Annotated in this window: 24 protein-coding genes and 3 pseudogenes; 8 read left to right on the top strand and 19 right to left on the bottom strand. The window is 47.3% G+C overall.

Annotated elements, in window-relative coordinates; genetic code table 11:
- Positions 1-94 precede the first annotated feature (94 nt).
- The 8 genes from NQ495_RS11795 to NQ495_RS01650 all read left to right on the top strand — a co-directional run bounded on the left by NQ495_RS11795 (position 95) and on the right by NQ495_RS01650 (position 6,708).
- A complete protein-coding gene (locus NQ495_RS11795) occupies positions 95-187 on the top strand; it encodes a helix-turn-helix domain-containing protein (protein WP_407650870.1) in 93 nt (30 codons plus the stop codon).
- A 481-nt stretch (positions 188-668) separates the two neighbouring features.
- On the top strand, positions 669-1,022 hold the full coding sequence (locus NQ495_RS01680) for an RteC domain-containing protein (protein ID WP_083818345.1): 354 nt from the start codon (positions 669-671) through the stop codon (positions 1,020-1,022).
- 98 nt (positions 1,023-1,120) lie between these two features.
- Complete coding sequence (locus NQ495_RS01675) at positions 1,121-1,414, top strand: helix-turn-helix domain-containing protein (RefSeq protein WP_009134714.1); 294 nt, start codon at positions 1,121-1,123, stop codon at positions 1,412-1,414.
- Positions 1,415-1,467: 53 nt separating this feature from the next.
- A complete protein-coding gene (locus NQ495_RS01670; RefSeq protein ID WP_009134715.1) occupies positions 1,468-1,821 on the top strand; it encodes a MerR family transcriptional regulator in 354 nt (117 codons plus the stop codon).
- A 352-nt stretch (positions 1,822-2,173) separates the two neighbouring features.
- Positions 2,174-2,341: a hypothetical protein gene (locus NQ495_RS01665; RefSeq protein ID WP_157366544.1), complete on the top strand. Its 168-nt coding sequence runs from the start codon at positions 2,174-2,176 to the stop codon at positions 2,339-2,341.
- A 30-nt stretch (positions 2,342-2,371) separates the two neighbouring features.
- The gene (locus tag NQ495_RS01660) at positions 2,372-4,396 is read left to right on the top strand and encodes a ParB/RepB/Spo0J family partition protein (protein ID WP_009134716.1); all 2,025 of its coding nucleotides are present in this window, start codon (positions 2,372-2,374) and stop codon (positions 4,394-4,396) included.
- A gap of 497 nt (positions 4,397-4,893) precedes the next feature.
- Positions 4,894-6,066 carry an AAA family ATPase gene (locus tag NQ495_RS01655; RefSeq protein WP_040294743.1) on the top strand — a complete coding sequence of 391 codons (1,173 nt, stop codon included), beginning with the start codon at positions 4,894-4,896 and terminating at the stop codon, positions 6,064-6,066.
- A gap of 9 nt (positions 6,067-6,075) precedes the next feature.
- A complete protein-coding gene (locus NQ495_RS01650; RefSeq protein WP_147513078.1) occupies positions 6,076-6,708 on the top strand; it encodes a hypothetical protein in 633 nt (210 codons plus the stop codon).
- 165 nt (positions 6,709-6,873) lie between these two features.
- Here NQ495_RS01650 and NQ495_RS01645 read toward each other — a convergent pair whose 3' ends face one another.
- The 19 genes and pseudogenes from NQ495_RS01645 to NQ495_RS01555 form a co-directional block, all read right to left on the bottom strand.
- On the bottom strand, positions 6,874-7,788 hold the full coding sequence (locus tag NQ495_RS01645) for a pPIWI-associating nuclease domain-containing protein (protein WP_009134719.1): 915 nt from the start codon (positions 7,786-7,788) through the stop codon (positions 6,874-6,876).
- Between the two features lie 219 nt (positions 7,789-8,007).
- Positions 8,008-8,463 carry a TraQ conjugal transfer family protein gene (locus NQ495_RS01640; RefSeq protein ID WP_009134720.1) on the bottom strand — a complete coding sequence of 152 codons (456 nt, stop codon included), beginning with the start codon at positions 8,461-8,463 and terminating at the stop codon, positions 8,008-8,010.
- A 1-nt stretch (position 8,464) separates the two neighbouring features.
- Positions 8,465-9,046 (bottom strand): annotated as a pseudogene (locus tag NQ495_RS01635) (conjugal transfer protein TraO).
- Positions 9,047-9,049: 3 nt separating this feature from the next.
- Positions 9,050-9,943 (bottom strand): conjugative transposon protein TraN, encoded by an 894-nt coding sequence (gene traN / locus NQ495_RS01630; protein ID WP_009134722.1) that lies wholly within the window; start codon positions 9,941-9,943, stop codon positions 9,050-9,052.
- 4 nt (positions 9,944-9,947) lie between these two features.
- Entirely contained in the window at positions 9,948-11,204 is a 1,257-nt protein-coding gene (gene traM, locus NQ495_RS01625; protein ID WP_009134723.1) for a conjugative transposon protein TraM, read from the bottom strand.
- A 4-nt stretch (positions 11,205-11,208) separates the two neighbouring features.
- Positions 11,209-11,424, bottom strand: coding sequence for a hypothetical protein (locus NQ495_RS01620; protein WP_009134724.1), 216 nt, complete (start codon positions 11,422-11,424; stop codon positions 11,209-11,211).
- Positions 11,414-12,040, bottom strand: a pseudogene (gene traK, locus NQ495_RS01615) (conjugative transposon protein TraK). The gene NQ495_RS01620 and the pseudogene traK overlap by 11 nt, the downstream one beginning before the upstream one ends.
- Positions 12,041-12,046: 6 nt before the next feature.
- Positions 12,047-13,024: a conjugative transposon protein TraJ gene (gene traJ, locus NQ495_RS01610; protein ID WP_009134727.1), complete on the bottom strand. Its 978-nt coding sequence runs from the start codon at positions 13,022-13,024 to the stop codon at positions 12,047-12,049.
- A gap of 70 nt (positions 13,025-13,094) precedes the next feature.
- Positions 13,095-13,721, bottom strand: a complete 627-nt coding sequence (locus NQ495_RS01605) for a DUF4141 domain-containing protein (RefSeq protein WP_040294597.1) — start codon at positions 13,719-13,721, stop codon at positions 13,095-13,097.
- 11 nt (positions 13,722-13,732) lie between these two features.
- Positions 13,733-14,173, bottom strand: coding sequence for a hypothetical protein (locus NQ495_RS01600; RefSeq protein WP_009134729.1), 441 nt, complete (start codon positions 14,171-14,173; stop codon positions 13,733-13,735).
- The gene (locus NQ495_RS01595) at positions 14,163-14,429 is read right to left on the bottom strand and encodes a hypothetical protein (protein ID WP_009134730.1); all 267 of its coding nucleotides are present in this window, start codon (positions 14,427-14,429) and stop codon (positions 14,163-14,165) included. The genes NQ495_RS01600 and NQ495_RS01595 overlap by 11 nt, the downstream gene beginning before the upstream one ends.
- Positions 14,430-14,552 (bottom strand): hypothetical protein, encoded by a 123-nt coding sequence (locus tag NQ495_RS01590; protein WP_009134731.1) that lies wholly within the window; start codon positions 14,550-14,552, stop codon positions 14,430-14,432.
- A gap of 18 nt (positions 14,553-14,570) precedes the next feature.
- Positions 14,571-17,066: pseudogene (locus tag NQ495_RS01585) on the bottom strand (TraG family conjugative transposon ATPase).
- Between the two features lie 11 nt (positions 17,067-17,077).
- Complete coding sequence (locus NQ495_RS01580; RefSeq protein ID WP_040294598.1) at positions 17,078-17,398, bottom strand: DUF4133 domain-containing protein; 321 nt, start codon at positions 17,396-17,398, stop codon at positions 17,078-17,080.
- Positions 17,399-17,400: 2 nt separating this feature from the next.
- Positions 17,401-17,670, bottom strand: coding sequence for a DUF4134 domain-containing protein (locus NQ495_RS01575; protein ID WP_083818347.1), 270 nt, complete (start codon positions 17,668-17,670; stop codon positions 17,401-17,403).
- 217 nt (positions 17,671-17,887) lie between these two features.
- Positions 17,888-18,331 (bottom strand): hypothetical protein, encoded by a 444-nt coding sequence (locus NQ495_RS01570; protein ID WP_009134736.1) that lies wholly within the window; start codon positions 18,329-18,331, stop codon positions 17,888-17,890.
- Positions 18,332-18,537: 206 nt separating this feature from the next.
- The gene (locus tag NQ495_RS01565; RefSeq protein WP_009134737.1) at positions 18,538-18,966 is read right to left on the bottom strand and encodes a DUF3408 domain-containing protein; all 429 of its coding nucleotides are present in this window, start codon (positions 18,964-18,966) and stop codon (positions 18,538-18,540) included.
- A complete protein-coding gene (locus NQ495_RS01560; protein ID WP_009134738.1) occupies positions 18,951-19,535 on the bottom strand; it encodes a ParA family protein in 585 nt (194 codons plus the stop codon). The genes NQ495_RS01565 and NQ495_RS01560 overlap by 16 nt, the downstream gene beginning before the upstream one ends.
- Positions 19,536-19,589: 54 nt before the next feature.
- Positions 19,590-19,733: a ParA family protein gene (locus tag NQ495_RS01555; RefSeq protein ID WP_009134739.1), complete on the bottom strand. Its 144-nt coding sequence runs from the start codon at positions 19,731-19,733 to the stop codon at positions 19,590-19,592.
- Positions 19,734-20,026: the final 293 nt, after the last annotated feature.

Genomic DNA, 20,026 nt, shown 5'->3' with positions numbered 1-20,026 from the left:
CCATCATTTACCACATTCTACTGGTTGACAACAATTTGTGAAAATCGAATCAGCGTGTGAAATTACCGGTTTCTGTAAAGGTCACATTTACAACATGGTATCTGCCGGCCGGATTCCTTATCATAAAGCAGGTCATTCATTACGTTTTGATCCCGATGAATTAAATGACTGGATAAAAAAAGGTTAAATTAAAACAATCGAAGAACAAAGCCGGAGAAATAAATCTTAAAACAACGGAATCAAAAAGACGGATAAAAATTCTATCCGTCTTTTTGTATTCACACATCTAATTATATTGCATTGACATATTGAAACTGTGAAACATTTAATATTTTTATTAACTAAAATCACCTTACTTACTCAATAAACCATATACATATTTTCCGAGAGCATCGGTATATCTAAATCCCAATATTTAATATTAACCTAAATGCTTTCAATTATGGATTCGAAATTTGACTTGTTTCAGCAGGGTGATGACCAAACAGCGTATGGAATGTGCCTTAAAGGTTGTGGATTATCAAACATCGACGAAATGTTCAACATGCGTATTCAGGCGTTTTACCACCGGGAATCCGATTATCTGGAGAGAATGCGGTTACTCCGACAAGTACAGAATCACATTCGGTACTTCGTAAAAAAAAACGCCCTATCCCAATGCGGACTATGTGCTGTCCCTGTTGGATATTGAGATTGACATTTTGGCAAACTCCCCTCATTACACACCTCCGTTGGGGGAAATAGGATTCCATAACACCGACAATTCTTTCCCGTTTCATTGGACAGCATCAGCCAGGGATTTAGTCGAGCTGATCTATGCTCTCTTTTACTGCAACTGTTTCGACAACGGCAAGGTCACAATTCATGATCTTGCCGTTTTCTTAGGCCGAACATTCGGCATCGAAATCAACAGTATATACCATATTTTCTCCAAAGCCAGACTGCGGAAAAAAGAGCGAGCACCGTTCATCAAGAATTTGTATGAAAAGCTGATCGGGAAAATGGATGAAATGGATGGATAGCTTTCCGGTCATAAAAAAAGCGGACCACTTGCCTGACAAGTGGTCCGCTTTTTTTATTGCCCTCGCTCATCTTTGCGCTGTGTCAATCTCAAAAATTTATGGAAACCAGCACGGACAATACCCAGGAGACCCTGAACCAAATAATAGACATTTTGCACGTCATCCAGCAGGATGTGCGTGATATTAAATCCGGTCACAACACAATCGACGGCCAGCGGATATTAGAATTTGCCGAAGTCTGTGACATGCTCCGAATGGGAGAAAGACAAGTCCGTCGCTATCGGGAACGCGGTGCACTCAAAGGGTTTCTATTGGATAACAGACGCATGTATTGGGAAGCGGAAGTCCGGGAATTCCTTAAAAAACAATCAGGAGAAGCAAACAAAATCTGAATGTCACCTGCCAATAGAAAAAATGGCACTCTCACTTAACTAAAATTTCAAATATGGAACAGGAACAAGACAACAATGAGTATGTGCTGATGAAACGGGAATCGGTCACGCAACTACTAAAAAAATGCTATCGCGCCAACTACATGATACTCGTGTTGGAGTATGTATGCACCTTAAAACAAGTCTATCTGATGCTTTCAGCCGGCGAAGTCTGCGAATTGCTGGGAATGAAACCGGAACAACTGACAGACTGTCGCAAACGGAAATGGGTGAAAGCCACCGCACAGGTTAACGGTCACTATCTGTACAAGGCTTATGATGTGGCTGTTCTGGCAGAAAGGCTCAAGCGGCGTAAGCTGTTAAGGACATTGAGTAAGATACCGAATATGCCCTTATCAGGCGAGTAATCCGATTAAATCTTTCGGAATACCGTAAAGTTATTTTGCAGGAACAAGTTAGGCACGGGGCTTTTCTCCTCTCAAAACTTTTCAGGGAAAATCGAACCGCTCGCTTCGCTCGGGTGATTTTCCCCGAAAAGATTTTGAAGCCGGAGGCCCCGCACCTGTTGTTGTTCCTGCAACAACTTTTACAGAATATAAAATGACCTTGAAATATCTAGTAAGTCGTTTGTAATAAATTGATTATCGACAATCGGCTATGTGAAATTCTATTGATATAGACTCTATATATCCATAAATCCTTTTAACACAATAACTGCCGTACCCCACAAGAGGTACGGCATTAATCTTTTTTAATCGTATGGAAAATAATGTTAAAACACTCGAAAAACTGCTGAAAGCACTCGGTGAAACGAAGGCTGAACTCCCTTTGGACGATTGTTTCCGTGACAAACTAACGTCGGTCGAGCACGATTTGAAAATGAGAATCGCACGACGAATTCTTGCAGATAATTCAAAAAAACTCTGAAACCATTATTAACCAATTAAAAAGAAAAAAATGAAGGCAAAACAGAACGAAACGGTAGCTATGCTTCCTGTACCCATTACGACTGTCAATCCCCAAACCGAGAGACGAATGGATAGTACCCCTTGTTATGAAATTCCATTGGAACTGATCGATCCGAATCCGAACAATCCGCGCAAGTATTTTGGCGACGAGGAATTGCTCCAACTGGCCGCAACGATCGAACGCCACGGTGTGATTCAACCCGTGCTCGTCCATCCGGTCAAAAACGGGGAGACCGGAGAGACACGTTTTATGCTCGTCCATGGCGAGAGGCGTACGAGGGCTTCGATGATTGCCGGGAAAAGCACGATACCCGCATTCATCAGGGAAATGCCTGACGATGAGATCGAAGCACTCGCTCTGCTCGAAAATCTCCATCGGGTCGATATTTCGGAATTCGAACTTGCGGATGCTTTTCGTAAAATGGTTTACGACGAGAACAAAGAGATTGCAATAGTGGCCGATCAGTTCGGAGTCAGCGTGACATTCGTCCGCAACCGTATTCTGCTGCTGGACCTGATAACAGAACTACGGGATTTGTTCGACGACGAAGCCATTACAATCTCGATGGCACTCGAGCTTTGCAAGTATGATGAAGCGATTCAGATGGATGTGTATGAAAATCATCTGAAAGCGAATTGCGCGAAGGGTAGTTGGCGACCGCTCAAGAAAGCCGAATTTGCCAAAAAAATGATCGAGACCTATTCGATGGTCTTGGATAACTACGCATTCGACAAAACTGCATGTGCCACTTGCAATTACAACGCCGGGCGTCAAATGGACCTGTTCGGTTGCGCCGATAACTGCGCCCGATGCCTCAATCGGGAATGTCTATTGACTAAAGTCAACATTCACCTGTTCGAAACGATTTTGGCCGAGATCGAAGCCGATCCGCTGCTGTCCGTAGCCACCCGGGCTCTCGTTTTCAATAAGGAGGTGGCCGAATGGCTCAGAAAGAGCGATGTCGAAATACACAAAATCGACTATTCCGACCGGTATTTCAATGCTCCGATGCAGCCGAAAGTGCCACTGCCAAATATGTACGGAACTCCTGAAGAATACGACGCGGCACAAGCCCAACATCAGGCGGCTCTCCAGACTTTCGAAAGCGATTCTGCTGAAATCGCGGAAAAGTTGTCGGTCGGAAAGCTGAAACGCTATCTGTTGATCCGTGACAAGGATTTCATGTATGTGTACGAGAATATGGAAAAAAGCGGCACACAAACCGAAAATCCGATAGCGACCCTCAAAAAACAAGACGAACACAATCTGGAACTTTCTCGCGGAAATATTATCAAAAACACGGTCAAGTTGTTTCAAGAGCAAAAAGTTCCCGTAACGGACATTACGGAAACGGAGGAAAAATACCTCTACTTGGCCATGCTGGACAGCATTCATACAAAGTTTATCCCGACTCTCGGTCTCAAACGTCTCAGCGAGAAAGCCGGAGACGAGGACAAGATAGCCGTCATGAACAAGCTGAATGCCCGGCGAAAAATACTTATTAAACGGGTTTTTCTGATGTCAGCTCTCAGCGTGGCAGATCCCGATTCTCCGAGATATGCGCTACTCGAAGAATTCGCCCAAACGTTTTATCCGGATCAATTTATCGAGATCAAACAAAAATACATGGAAATGTACGAAAAACGGCACGATACGATCCAAGCGAAACTGGCGGAAATCAGTCCGGAAAACGTATCCGAATCGTTGTTGGATTCTGCATCGGGAAATGACCGGACGGATACAGAAACACCTGTATCAGACGAACAGCAACCCGCTCCGAATGAACCGACACCATCGCCAGAATCAGAAGAAAACCCTGCCGAAACGACATCGGAAAACATACCGGATGAAATTCCCGAATCCGATCCGATGCAGGAACTGGATGACTGGCAACAGATTCTGATCGAAATGGAACCGGAGGATGACGATCCGTTCGAAACATCAATGCCAACACCCCCTCAAGATACCGGATTCGCAACCGGAACATCTATTAAGGACCAACCGGCAGCCTGAAAATAGCTGCATTCAACAAGAGGACTGTCTCAGTCCTCTTGTTTTTTCAATCAACCACATAAGACAGAGGAATCATGCTTTAACAAAACGCAATGCTCACTGCGTGACATTAGTGCGATGACAACTTGTCCGAGAACCCAACAGTTATTTTTTTACTTTCGAGGAAAACAGGAATTCGGAATCGGTAATTTTCATCACCTGTTAGGCTCTGGTGAAAATGCTCAAAGCATTGTGAAAATGGATAGATTACGGGATAATCGTGGAAACAAGCCATAATAAGGGTAAAATGAAGAAAACCTCCATATAATAAAAGTTAAAGCACAATGTATACCTTTAATCTATATTGTATTAAGAATCTATTAATCATCCTACTAGACAAAACATGATAAATTAGACTTAGGCAAACGATGTTAAAAAAAAAGTTTAACTAGTATAATTTTTGATTTTCATAACAAAGTTCTAACTTTACAATGATTCTTCATAAAACCACACAACAGATGATTATACAAAGAATACAATTATTCAACTGGAAAAATTTTCATGATGTTGATGTCAATCTAACAGAACGTTGTTTTATCATAGGTGCCAATGCCGCAGGAAAGTCAAATTTCATTGATGCATTGCGTTTTTTGAGGGATATTGCAAAACAATCAGGCGGTTTGCAAGAAGCTGTCGACCTCCGTGGAGGTATAACAAAAATACGTTGTTTAGCTGCGAGAAATAAAACAAATATTTCAATCGAAGTACATTTGGGTGAGCCGGGTGATAAATCTCCAGTATGGATATATAAATTGAGTTTTGCTCATACAGGTGGTGGCATTCGGAAGAATCAAGTTAAAATACTTGAAGAACGTGTATATTCACGGGAAAAAGGTCAATGGATCTTGGATAGGCCTATCCAAGGTTCTGAAGACGAAGAAACTTTAAAATTTACCTATCTAGAACAGGTTACTGCCAATAAAAATTTTCGAGATATTCAATATTTTTTTCAAAATATTGAATATCTAAATATAATACCTCAATTTGTTCGAGAATCATATTCTGCAATCTCATCTAGCCATAAAGAGGATTATTATGGGCGTAATTTTTTGGAAAAATTAGCAACTTATAATGAAACTAAGAGGAATGCTTATTTTAGGAAAATAAATGAGTTTTTGAAGTTGGCAGTCCCTCAATTAGAAGAATTGAAATTTGTAAAAGATAAAATGGGTGTTCCTCATCTTGAAGCGCGATATGTCCATTGGCGAGCCATGGGCAGCAAGCAGCAAGAAGCACAATTCTCAGATGGAACATTACGTTTAATTGGTTTTCTATTTGCGTTGTTGGATTTTAATGGTGTTATTTTGCTAGAAGAACCCGAAATCAATCTTCATGCAGGAATTATAACGCAATTGCCTGAATTTATATCACGTATTCAGCGGATAAAAAAACTATCCCGACAAGTAATCATAACTACACATAGTTATGATATGTTAGCTAATTCCAGCATCGGAACAGATGAAGTACTAGTCCTCCATAACACTCCTGAGGGAACAACAATAAAACGGATATCGGATATTCAAGAAATAAAAGCAGCGGTTGACGCAGGTTTTACGATTGCTGAAGCAGCAATCCCATTTACTGCCCCTAAAACTGTCAAGGAAATGTCTCAACTTAAATTGGACATCTAAATGTTTAATGTGTATTTAGTAGGAGAAGATGCTGTTACTATCGAAATACTGCATAGAGTATTAAGATTTTGTGCAGAAATTAAGCATGTTAATATAAATGTAATTGCTGAATTTCCTGTGAGAGGAGGGAAGATTAAGGATGCTATAATTTCTTACAATAAATTATCACTAACTTTTCCTGTGATTTTGTTAACTGATTTGGATGACGCTTCATGTGCACCTTGCTTGTTAAAGAAACTAATGAAAGGTACAACTCCTAATCGTGAGTTTGTAATTAACATTGCTGTGGATGAAGCAGAAGCATGGTTAATGGCAGACAGAGTCGGTTTTGCAAACTACTTTTGTGTTGATATCGATGCAATACCTATGCCTTTCCCAACAAAACAAGGAGGAAGAAATTATTGTACTGAAATGAATTTTGGTATTAAGTCTAGCTATGATTTTACACATAGAATTCTTCAAACGTGCTCAAATTCGACTATAAAGAATCAACTTTTGCCTAGGAAGGGAGCGGCTAAAGGACCTGAATATAATCCTGTTGTTATTCCTTTTGTTTCTTCTAAATGGGATATAAATGCAGCCCGTCAGAATAGCAATAGCCTTGATAGAATGATAAACAGGATACTTTTACTATTATCGTAAACTTTGAATCTTTAGGGTTTTTAGGCGTTTTATTGTGACAATTTTTTTGTGTTGTATTTGTCCATATGAATGTCAACGCATAAAACTGCGATTCAAATCATTGCCTAATCGTTACATCATCCCATAATGAAAAAGTGCAATAAGTAGAATTATCAGCTTGTTGCGCTATTCTGAAGGGAAATCTGATCCGGGATTTCCCTCTAAACTTTCCCTTTTCATTTGCCATATCATGGTTTCTTCATCCTGTTCACTAACTTGCCACCACTCAGAGGTGTCCCCATCAAACGGCTTTACCTCGTAGTCGTCATTCGGGAAATCAGAACCGATCGTGTATGTCACTGTTGTTTCAAAGGGAAACGATTTATTGACATCCATGCCATCATCATTCTCCCGTTCGTACCTTGACCCGTATTCTAAAACAACGTCTATCTTTCCTGTAACGTCAACAGAAATGTGTTCATAGTCAATATCCGTTATTTTATAATCTTCTACATAAATATCTTCCAATGAATAATGCGGAGCAAGACAATCAATATTATCGAACGATTGCGTGATAGCATCGCTTAGCACATGATTTGATATGCGAGTATCTAAAAAATCATATAACTTTTTGCGACATCCGTCCATCATTTTGACCATTGTGGCAAAAACAGAAAGAACCTTATTGCTTCTTCGCTCAACCTCAACCGCATCCATTCCAAATGTTTCCGGTTCTATGTGAGTATATTTGCTTAAGGAATTAACTGTTTCGAGCATTTCTCGCTTAAAAATGTTGAGTTCATCAAGATCATATCCCATGTCCTCGAGGATTTTATCGGTCAATCCTCGCTGAACTGCATAAATTATCCTTTGGCCTCTCGATAGATTCCCATTCGGAGTTTCTTCCTTAAACCAACTACACCTTTTTACATTTTCATCCGGTGCCAGCGTTTTAAGAAAATGCCTCGACAGTTCTCTTATACTGAAGGCAAAGTTATTGTATCGCAAAACATTGTTCACATCATCCAGATTGGCAAGACATGCCTCGTATAAGTGTTTCTCAAAATCATTTGTTAAGAGCGATCGTACCTTTTCGCGCATAAAACAAGGATGTAATGAATGACTACTGATTCTTTCAACGAATGTAAATTTAACAAAATTTGTACATATTTGATGACATAAAGATTTTGTTTTTGTATTAGCTAATGGGCTTATAAAATACTTGTATCCAAGATCACAATGAAAGAGGTTCACAACAAACTGTTGCGAACCTCAATGTATCTTGCGCAAAATTATAATCAGCAAGACCAAAATCTCATCTTATTTCTCTATCTCAAAATTGACGGTTATATCCGTGTGTTGTCCGAAATTATCCATCACGATAAATTTCAATTCGGATTTTTTGTCGCTTACGCTCCGGTAAAACAGCGTGAAAACATCTTTGAACGGATGGGAATGATCCACGTTCGCCATATCGTCGAGCGCGTGCATTTCGCGGTTGGTAAGCAGGGTCCCCGCCTCGTCGTACACAACGCCTTTTCCTTCCATCTGTATGTAGCCGACCGAATACTCGGCACCGTCATAGTTACCGGCCCGCTCAAGAGTGAAGCGAATCTCGACCGGCTCGTCCTGTTTGATCGTTTTTTGCAAATACCAGGTCGACAAGCTGAACTCATAATCTTTCTGAACATCGATCCGATCGTTGCAGGACGAAAGCATCCATAATGCGCCCGCGACTAAGCCGCAGATCGCTACTGCCTTGATAACTGTTTCCATATTAGTTGATTAGTATTTTAATGCTTATGCCGAGTTCGGTGTGGAACTTTCCGACCGTGCTGCCGAAAAGACAGCGTTCCCGGATTTGCAACGATACAGCAAACCGATCACAAGGAAACATTTCGAGTTCGGCGGAAAGAACCGGCCCGTAAATGAATTCGTCCTCATTGCGGATCGTCGCGCCGTCAAAAAGCAGCTTATTCCCTCAGCCGGTCGTTTCGTAGCCTCCCGCCGCCGAGAGTCCGGAGGAACATACCAAGCTGCGCTTTCTGTTCGAGAACAGCGGAACGACATACCCGACCTCACCCGTAAATTGGGCCATCGGCAAATTGACCGTCTTATAAGGATAGTCCTTTTGAAGATACCCCAATCCGAACGCCCAGCGTGTCTGGTTGTGGTTGTACCGGTTCAGGACTATCCGGCCGAAAATGCTGTGCGCTGCGTGCTCGTCGCTGAGAATGAATCCGTCCACCGAACCTCCGGCGAGCTCGATCGACCATTGCCCCGGCAAACAGCGCTGGGCGCTGGCGTTTCCCGCTGCCGAGAGCAGAACGAGCAGCGATAATACGACAATCCTTTTCATCGGTTATTTGATTTTAAGTTCGTCCACAAAACGGGCATTCACCAGTTCCGGGTTTTCGATGCGAAAGGACTGGTGGCGTCCCCCGTTGCTCTCATATATCTCCATTACCAGCACTTTGTCGTCCGGTATGGTGATTTTGCCGAACGCATACACGCTCCGCACGGTTTTTTTCGCACCGATGCGCGCCAGTTCGTTATATACTCGTACCGGCTTAATGAACGTCTCCTGAAGGGCCGTTCGCTTGGCCACATTTTTGTCCGCGATTCGAAAACGGATAAAATCGATGTCAAACGGTACGCGGGTGAAATTTCTAAACGACGTATGCAAAAACATCAGGTCGTTGTGAATGTACACACCCTTGAGCCATGCTTGCACACCGAAATGCTTGCTGCCGACGGTGCGGATTTCACGGGCGTTCCGCTCATAGATCGTATGCATGATACGGTTGACCACCAGCGGCGTTTCATTGCCCAGTTCGTCGAGACGGATATACATGCGGTCATTGGCAAAATCGCTGTACGGGTCTTTGTGAAGCCAGTCCTCCATCTCGATGTTGAGCTGTCCCGGCTCGGCAGAATAAGTCGCATTGAAACTGTAAAAGCATCCGTCCGCCGTGATGACAGAGAAATTCGTCTCGCCGGAAAAGTTCCGGACAGCCGCTTTGATACGGACGACATTCTCGGCTCCGTCGGCCTTGCCTGCGATCAGATCCGTACTGCCCAAATCCACATACGTGACCGCAGCGGGAAAGAGAATATGCACGGTCTTGGTGAATGTGACCTCCACGCGGTAGGGTCTGACCACCTGCTTGTCAGGGAAAGATTTAACGGGTTCGTTTTGGGAGAATCCCCGCAGCGACAGGGCAAGCCCCGCCGCAAGAATCAATAATTTTTTCATCGGTTTAATCTTTGGGAATCAGCAATAGTTGATAATTCGCCTTAACAAATACTTTCGTTTCACGCAGTTTCGCGGCCAAATACTGTGTTCCGCCCGTCATCACGCCCCGCGCCACATCCATTGCCACCTGCTGTCCGGCGCTCCGCGTGAAGGACACGCTCGATCCGAGACCGCTTCCGACGCTGGCCGCCGCCTCCTTCATCGCGGTCCGTTCAGCCGTGTTCGGCACGAAAAGTCCCGGCTGGCCGTCCAGATCATGTACCGTGAGCTCGACCGGAATGATGCTGCCCCCCCGCTCGATGCTCGTTACGATAATGCTCATGCGTTGCCCGTTGATCGCAGCCGTGCCGAATACCTCCGCATTCGCGGGAATCAGTATGCCGTCGGCCGACATCGGTTCGAGCAGCCGTAATTTTATACGTCCTCCGCCCGCCATCTGCTGATCCTCCGCCACACAGGCACGGATGCCCTTATGGACCACCTCACGGGAACTTCCGACCGCAGTGTTAAATGAATAGTTTCGCGGAACCGCAAGCCGTTCAACCACCTCTGAGTCGTCAACAGGCTGAGGCAATGCTGATACGACCTGATCGGGAACCTTGCAAACGACCGCCGTCCCGGAAGCTGCCTCTTGACCGTTCGTCCCGGAACCCTGCGGAATTTCCGCCGCACGTCCCATATACCTCGAAGCAAGCTCATAGGATCGCTCGACCATTTCCAGCGGATCGATCTTCGCAGGGACCTGCCGGGATTCAAGTCGTTCGGTCAAATCGGCCACTTGCCGCTTGAGCGAGTCGATCTGCCGTCCCTGATCGGGCTGCTTGTAAAAGTCATGCACATGGCGCGTAGCCTCCCGGTAAGCAGCCTGCGACTTCTCGTAGTTATTCGTCTCATCATCCGGTTTCGGCTGCTCGCTTTTTCCGCCCTCGAGCAACAGAAACGGGTTCTTCGCAACGGTTTGTACCCGCTGGTCCTGCCGGGATTCTTGCTGTACCTTTTCATACGCCCGTCGCTTGTCGGCCACGATCGGTTTGCTACGGCCATCGGGCACCGTTACATTATAACCGTCCACATTGTCCGGTTGGGGTTCTTGCTTTTTACCTCCGAAAATCATATACATGAACACCGAAAAGGGAATCAGCATAACAACAATAGCATAGACTGTCCTGCGCTTCTGGGATTTTTTCGACAGCGGTTGCCGGGATTGGCCGCCATCGGAAGACGGCATCGTCCGCTCTTTGGTTTCTGTCATTTCCGGCATAGTCCTACGGTTCAATAGTTTCAATATGTTCGATAACGATACCGCCTCCGGAGAATCCTTTGGCGATCAGCCAAAGATCGACTGCCGCAAAAAGGCCCAGCAGGCCGATCACAATGAACTTGCGCTGACGGGGAGTCCATCGCTCGAAATACGCTTGCACTTTGTTCAGCGTATGGTCGCGCAACGCACGGCATACCTTGAAGAAATGATTATCTCTCATAACTTTTCAAATCTTTATTTTCGATTACGTTCAGATTCTCCAGCATGAAACCCTGTGGATTGTCATCGCTACGGACCGTATTGACCAAATCGCAGGTCGTCACCAGACTCCGCTCGGTGATCGTGCTCTCCCTGAGTATAGCCTGCCGGGCAAAAGTTTTCACGCGGTAAGGATACCGTGCGAAATCGACCTGAATGCTGTCCACTTCGACCGTTTGCAGAATGTTGGCCGCGATCAGCCGATTGAAATATCCTTTTTCAGCGAGATTCTTGTAATAGGTCATCGCGCTTCGATCGGCCAAAGCGAGTGCCCGCATGATGTTCGACTCGATCGCGCTTTTCTCGGGAGCAAGCGTGAAGAAAAGCTCGTGAAAACGCCGGACATGCTCGCGTGCCTCCACAGGACGATTCTGAGCAAGGTCCTGAGACAAGGCCACGATCAGCGACTTGCCCTGATCGAGCACATAGATTTTCTCGCGCTGCCGCTCGGCGAAGCTGAACGACCTTCATACCGCAAAAACCGACACGACGGCGCAAAGGCACAGGAAGACGATCCCGAACAACCGGATCTGACGGAAACTGCTCTCGATGTTTCTCAAACACTTGAATTCTTTCATTTTTCTTTACTTATTCTTTGACTGTTTCTTTTTCATAGCCGATCGAATTTTACGGTAGCCCGCTCCTAAAGCAGCCCCAGTGACCCCCGCAGCGAAATTCACGATCTTGCCCCCGTGCTGGTTCAGCTTGCGCGTGTAGGCACCCATGCCGCTCGTCTGGACGATCCACCCGGCTACCGACGGAACCGAAAAAAATCCGACAATGCCGATCGCCAAGAAAAATAAATAGACCATGTTGTTGCTGTCAAAATAATAGAAAGGATCGGAACTCATCAATTCAATATCCTTTTGCAGGGACAACACCTGAATCCGGGCAAGCATCGAGCTGAACAGGTCGGCCACCGGCAACCACAGGTAGACGGAGATGTAGCGTCCAAACCAAGTGACCAAAGAACTCTGAAACCCGTCGAATACGCTAATTGCAAATACGATAGGTCCTAAAATCGACAAAACAACCAGATAGAACACACGAATCGTATCGATGATCAGCGCTGCAACTTTGAACACGAATTCAAGCAGCCACCGGAAAAAATCGACGATTAATCCCCTGAAAAGATAAGCCCCCCGCTTTTCGTACATGGTCTCGATCGTGGTCAGCTGATCCGGCGACCAGCCCAATGCGTCGATCTCTTTATCCATCGCTTCGTCCGAAACGAGATATGCCTTTTTCGGGTCGCGGGCCAAATTGTCCCGTTCGAGTTGGTCCTTGTCCTGTTGGAGCTGATTCATGTTCAGGGTTTGTTCCTCTAAAATCAAATGGGTTCCCGTTACAATGGGGCTGAGTATTCCGTTCATGCCGCCGAGCACGAGTGACTGAAAAAAAAGGATGCACAGACCGATGGCAAAGGGTCTTAACAGAGGAAACATATCGATCGGTTCAGCCCGGGCGAGCGACTGCCAGACACGGTAAGATATGTATAGCAGGGCTCCGAGGCCGGCAATTCCCGAGGCGATGCCCGTCAGTTTGTCGCACAACGGCATCATCTGGTCGTACAGCGCACGCAATATCGCGTGCAGATTCTCTCATTGCATGGTCTTGATGTTTTTGAATGATTTACCAATACCTGTCGGCATCCGTGCCGTACAGGGCAATAGCCCGCTGCACGTCGTTCGTCTCCTCGGCCCGGAGCATCGCCACCGAGATGTTTTTGCGCGTGTAGTAATCCGTCAGCCTGCGGTAGCGGGTAAGTTCCCTATATACCCGGTCGATCAGGTCCAGACGGTCTTTGTCGGTCATCGACATTTCTCCGGGTGTGACGATCTGCTGCAAGTCGATCAGAGAAGCCGTACTTTCTTCCAACAGACGCGAATATCCGAAGGCAATGGATGAAAGTTCACCGGATGTGAAATGAGGGTCGCTAAGCATCCGATCATAATTTTTTACATAAATTTCGGATATTTCTCCAACCATCAAAATACATTGCTTCACCTTACGGACACTTTTCACCGTCTCGGTCACACCCCTGAGCTTGTCGTAATACGCCTTCGACTGCTCGTAGATTTTGACGGTCTCTTTCCAGTTGGCAAGCACATTTTCAGCCGTCATCGACGTCTGTGCCATTTCATTAGACGAGTTAATGATGCCTTGCGTCAGGTTGGACCAATCGAATACGCCCCATTGTGCCCGTACCGTTCCCGCAATCATCAACAGGCAGCACGTAATGATTATTTTCGACTTCATTTTCGCTCCTGCTACATGGTTTCTTGTGGGTCGTACCATTCCCCGCACCGGTAGCTGTCCGTGCGACGTAATACCGCCTCCTCGGACTCGAATACGCCGTATTCTCCGAACCGCAACCGGTTCTGACGGCTCTGGTAGAATACCGTTTGCGGGGTCTCGTCGTCACTTTGGCCGGGAACGATAATCATTCCGCCGGATACGTGCAGCACCACCTCCCGGACGATCACCTTGTACAGTCGCGTATTGTCGCACAGCATGGCCGAATAACCTTCCCCGCATTTGCGGATCGTGAGACAATAATTGCCATTCAAGCCGACCCAACTGCCGCAGATCCGGTCCGCTTCGTTTTCGGCCTGCACGGTCCGTAAATAGGCATCGAATTCCCGGATAATGCTTTGAACTTGCCCGAACTTCCGCAGCAGGCTTGCCGCTTTGTTTTTTCTATTTGCCATTTTTTGTCGTGTTTTCGGTTGAAGCTTTTATACGTTTATAACTACCGAACCCGGGCAGGATCACCAGTCGATCCGTCCCCGGTTTGTGGAAAATGCTGACCTGAGTCGAATCTGCGTAGAAGCCAACGCCCCCGTAGTCCTCCAGATAAAGCGGATAGCTCGCCACTTCGATGCTGTCCCCGCCTCTGGCCCGGGTGAAAGTCACCCAATAACCGTCCTCGCGGCTGATCTCGGCCGTCGTGCCGTCCCGGGACATTCAGGTTCCGGTCATCATTTCCCGCTTATCCTCTGTCGGCTGAGTGCGAAAGACCATAACCCCCGCTGCGGCGACGAGCACGGCAGTCAGTAGTGAAAACAGAATAATTCGTTTGTGTTTCATGGCTTTATCAGTTAATGGTTAACGATCGTCGTTCTTTTCGGCGAGTTGACGAATGGCAAGCTCCAGATTTCCGTCGAAGCGTTCCGCCAGATCGAATACTTCTTTCTTTTCGGTTTGAACGGTCGTGTAGCACAGATATTCCTGTCGTGAGACCTCCGTCGCGTAAACCGCCGAGTAAGCGCCACCCAGCCCGATCCACACTTCCTTGTACTTTCTGTCCGGACAGTTGTTCCGGTTGATCGTGAGAATTTGTTCTTTTTCTTTTGCACTTAGGCCTAAAAGATTCTCTATCTCGGTGAACCGGTTGGCGTACTTTTTCACATCCAAGAGAATCCGCGTGTCCGCATTGGCCAGAATGCTGTCCTTGACGACGGGATTGGAAAGAAGATCCGTCAGTTCCTGAGTGACCACGCAAATCTCGGCGAAATGCTTTCGGAAAGTCTTGTAAGCATAGCGGACGAAACTGGACATCCCCTGATTCATCAGCGCGGCCCATGCCTCCTCCAGAACCAGCATTTTGCGAATGCCTTTCAAAATCCGGATTTTTCGCATAAAGCCGGTCATCAGCATCAGCGTGACGATGGGTAAGAGAATCTTGTGCTCGCGGATCGCGTCGAGTTCGAAAACGACAAACCGCTTGTTCAGCAAATCGAGTTCGCGGTCCGAGTTCAGCAGATAGTCGAATTCACCTCCCTTATAATAGGGTTCGAGCACATGGAGAAAATTATCTACGTCGAAATCTTTTTCTCGGACATTTTTTTGCCGGAGCACGATGCGGTAATCTCCCCGGATGAATTCATAAAAGCTGTTGAAAGAGGGTTTGGAGCCTCGCTTCTGTATTTGGGAAAGATACAACGACACGGCATTGGAAAGGGCGACTTCCTCGGCGCGTGTCGGCGGTTCGTTCTCGCATTTCCACAACGTGAGAAGAACCATTCTGATACTCTCGCGCGTATCCATGTCGTACTGTCCGTCCTCCGTGTAGAAGGGATTGAAAGAGGCATTTTCACCTTGCTCATAAGTCAGATAAATTCCGTCCTCCCCCCGCGTGCGACTGTGAATCAGATCGCACAAACCCTTATACGAGTTACCCATATCGACGATAAAGACATGCGTGCCTTGTTCATAGTATTGGCGGATTAAGTGATTCATAAAGAAACTTTTACCTGTTCCCGACGGTCCGCAGACGAATTTATTGGTGTTGGCAATCAGGCCCTGCTTCATCGGCAGGTCGGAAATATCCACATGAATCGGGATGCCGCTGAGCCGGTCCGCCATCTTGATCCCGAAAGGAGAAGGACTGTTGCGATAATTTGTTTCGGCCGTGAAAAAACACAGGGCCTGCTCCATAAAAGTATGGAACGAAGCTTCGGCGGGAAAATCCCCCTCGTTGCCAGGTATGGCTCCTCAGTAGAGCGTCGGCACGTCGACCGTATTGTGATGCGGCGTGCAATCCATCAGCGCCAGTTGGCTGCCGACCTCGTTCCTGATCCGCTTCAGATCGTCGTAATTCTCAGCCCACGCCATCACATTGCAATGGCACCGGACACAGGTGAGTCCTTGCGAGTGGGCTTCGTTCAGAAACTCGTCGATCCACTCCTTGTTGATAGCATTGGCCCGGCTGTACCGCGAGAGCGAGTTCATGTTCTTGGCCGACCGCTCGAAGCGCCGCAGTGTTTCGTCCGGGTCGTCGATAAAAACGAACTGGTTATAGAGATGATCGCAGCTCAACAGCAATCCTACCGGCGAGGCATACGACAACCGGCAATCGGAGCGGTCCGTCGAGAGCCTTTCGTAGCGGCTGTCCGTAGCGACCTGCTGCGGCAGATCGTCCAAATCGGAAAGCGTGTGCATGCAGAGAATCTTATCCCCGACCCGCATCTCTCCCGGATCGAGACGTATATCCTCCAGCGAGGCCCGATCTTCCCGAGACAGGGAAAAATAATGGTCGAGCAGTCCGGCTTGTTTCTCTGTACCGACGATCTGATCGGCATCCAACCGCTCAAGGCGAATCAGTCCGCTTTCGTTAACGATGCTCTCGAACTGGCCTGCCGCATCCAGAAACCGGTCTATCGCATCCCGATCCTCGACCTCTTTGGGAACAATCCGGTTTCTGCATAAGGTGGAAAACGAGCTTTGCATTCGCATCCTTGTCCGGATGGTTTTCGTCAGGAACAAATAACAACAGTGGTCGAGATAAGGCCGCTCGTTGAAATGGCGCTCGTAGCTACGTGCGAGGAAGTTGTCTCCACATTTTTGCATGTCGGGACGGTATTTGCAGGTCATAAACCAATCCTGCTTATGCACCACCGTAAAGACGGGTAACACTTTCAAGGCTTTCAGTCAGGTCCCGTGAATAGACTCGTAATCGCAGGATGTCACAGTGAACAGTTCGGGCAGCGTGACCCGATAAGCTAAGGTTACGTCGGCGTCCTTGCTCACGATACACCCATGTTCAACTGAGAACAGCGGGAACTGCCTCTCGAGCGTCGTTGTTTTCAATATACTTTTCATCAGAGTTCAGTTTATAATTTTTTTTGACAACGAAATATGCGTCCTATTCTCTTGCGATGTACGATACGGCGTGGATGCCTCTTTGAAGCTACGAGCTTCATTAGCCCCCAGCGTCCGTATTTCTTGTTCAGCCGAAAAGTCAAGTACACGACCGTCGTCGCTACGGTTATTCCCGTGCAAATACAGACGCCCTGCGGAATCCCAGCAATGTAAAGGATAACAAGCAGAAAAAATGCTCCAAGCAAGCCTCCGGCGAAAATGAAAAGGTACTGAGCGGTCAATCCCCGGAACTCCACATCGCGGCCTATGCCCCGGTTAATTTCGTACTCCATGTCTATAAAAAGAATGACTGCAACACAGTTGCGCTGACAATCAAGAAAATACAGCTTCCAAACCAAGCTGCGGCGGTCTTGCCGACGTCGGGGTCGCCACTGCTGAATTTTTGAAAAGTCTTGATGCCGCCCACCAAGCCGGTGATCGCTCCGACGGCAAAAATCAGCTGTGTCACAGGCTCGAAGTAACTGGTGACCATGCTTGTCGCATCGTTGATGCCCTGCAGGCCTTTCCCGGTCTGAGCCCATGCGGTGGTCGCCGTAACCGAAATTCATGCGGCCGTAAGATATAAATTGCGAATCTTCATACGGATATTTGTTTAAAATATTAGAATTCTGTAAAATAGCCCCGCTCGCCTTGCGAGCAGGGCCGGGTTCATCCGAAGGCCCGAAGGCCGCGTCAGAATCAGCCCGAATCAAAGAGCGTCTTTCTCATGGCGTCGATTTTTATGATTAGACAATATGCGAGCGGGGATTTTCAGGAACCACCTAAAAATCCGGTTCGCGCGGATCGCGTTGCTCTTCTTCGAAAAATGGGGGAGACTCTTGCTCCCCATCATCCACCTGATTCAGCAGATAGGAAATCATCTGCTTGTCTTTCAGGGACAAAGCCCGTAATTGTTCCGAGGTCCAATCCGTACTTTCTTTCGGCGGACCATCGAGGTTGTCCCATTCCGAGTCCCTTTCCGTGTCGGCCTTCTCTCGGTTTGCCGGGGGACTCTGCTCGCCTGAATCTACGCTGCGGGGGGCTTTCCATGAGACCTCCCCCTGCGCTTCGGGTTTCATTCGTGGTGTAAAGGTACCGTCATTTTGCTCATCTGATTCCCCTTCGGAGGGGGTGTCCGCTCCAGACCGCTCCAGACCGTCCACGTAACTTTTGCGGACGATCAGCGATTCGTCCTGCTCGGGAAACATCAATGCGTCGGGTAGCATAGGACCGCTCTCCTCGAGCAGTACGGTACCGAAAATCCGACAGATGAGCCGCCGAACCCGGTTCCACCGAGAGCGCGTAAGCTCCCGCCAGCCACCGGTAAACAACCTGCCCAGCTTGCCCCGGAACAGGACCTTATCGATCAGCAGAAACGTGACGAGACCCCATGCGAGAACCGATATTCACAAGGTAAGTATCCGTATCATGTTTATAAGAGTTTTTGTTCCCGGGCGTTCCGATTCAACTCATTGATCTCGTCCCTGTACGTCTCGACATGGTTCCGGAGTATGTTTTCAATATAACCGCCCAGCGTCAGGTGGAAGGGACCGATATGCTGAAGGATCGTTTTTAATGTTTCCCGCATTTGTTCGCTGATGTTGATCGTGACCCGCCGCTTGTGTGTTACTCTATGAAGAAAAGTATCCGTATAATCCGGCAAGGAGATTCTGCGGCGTTTGGATGCCGTTGCCGGAATCGGGTCACCGGATTCGCCGGGCAGCTGTACGGCTTCCGGTAAAGGTTTCGTTTCCAAAACAGGTGCGGCATCCGGATTCCTCAGTACCGGCGAAACGTTGCCGACCAAATCGCGCAGGTATTCCTCATTTATATCTTCCGGCGGAATTATTTTTCGAGGCATGGCGGATCGAGTTTGGTGACGGCGCAAATTTCAGATGCCAGCGCATCGAGACGAGCGTCCCGCACGAATCGGTTGTCAGAGGCAAAAAGGGTGGAACGGTAAATCGGACCGCCATTCAGGGAAATCTCCTTGCTGAATTTACTACGAGCCGGAATACGGGTTTTCATGCTCGACAAGCCGAGCTTTTCGAGTACATGGTCGTAACGGTCGTACAAATCGGTGCGAACCCGCTTGTCGACCGATGCCCAGAAGTGGAAAATGCCTTTGAGGTTACAACCTTTTTTCCCGATCAACTGTTCCTGAAGGATTTTAGAATACATGATCGAACTCTCGACGACCATCCGATCGGCGAGGATCGGGACAAACAAATAGTCCAGCATGGAAAGCGTCCGGAATACTCCGTGCGTGTTCAGCGTGCCCGGCATATCGAACAGGACGACATCGGTTCCCTCCGGATCATTTTCGAGAAATCCGAGCGTATCGGCGTGGGCGCGTTCAGGATCGCTTTTCAGAACGGAATAGGCCTTCCGGCCTATTTGCCGGTGTTGCTGTACAAGCAGCCTTTTCAAAACGTCAGACTGGGAAACGAGTTCTATTTCCCGTTGCCGCTGCTGATGGATACTTCATTGCGGGGCGTCGCAATCCACCACAAGCACGCGCAGGCCCATTTGATAATGCAGATAACTCGATAGCAATACGGTATAGGTGGTTTTTCCTACGCCGCCCTTTTGATTGCCGACTGCGATAAATAACGATTCTTTTTCCATTGGTCTATCCGGATTAGGTTAAACAATTTCGTATTAATTAGCCGTGTACACTCACTGCACACACTCACTGTACACACTCACTGTACACACTCACTGTACACACTCACTGCACACACTCACTGCACACACTCACTGTATACACTCACTGCACACACTCACTGCAACACTCACTGTACACACTCACTGTACACACTCACTGCACATGCCGAGAGACAAAATAAGCAGTAAAATCCGTATCTTAAACCTCTGTTTCAGGGATGTCCGTCCCAGACCGTTCCAGACCGTCCACACGG

This window comes from Alistipes indistinctus YIT 12060, assembly GCF_025144995.1.
Lineage (GTDB): Bacteria > Bacteroidota > Bacteroidia > Bacteroidales > Rikenellaceae > Alistipes_A > Alistipes_A indistinctus.
This window is presented reverse-complemented; position numbering and strand designations above follow the sequence as displayed.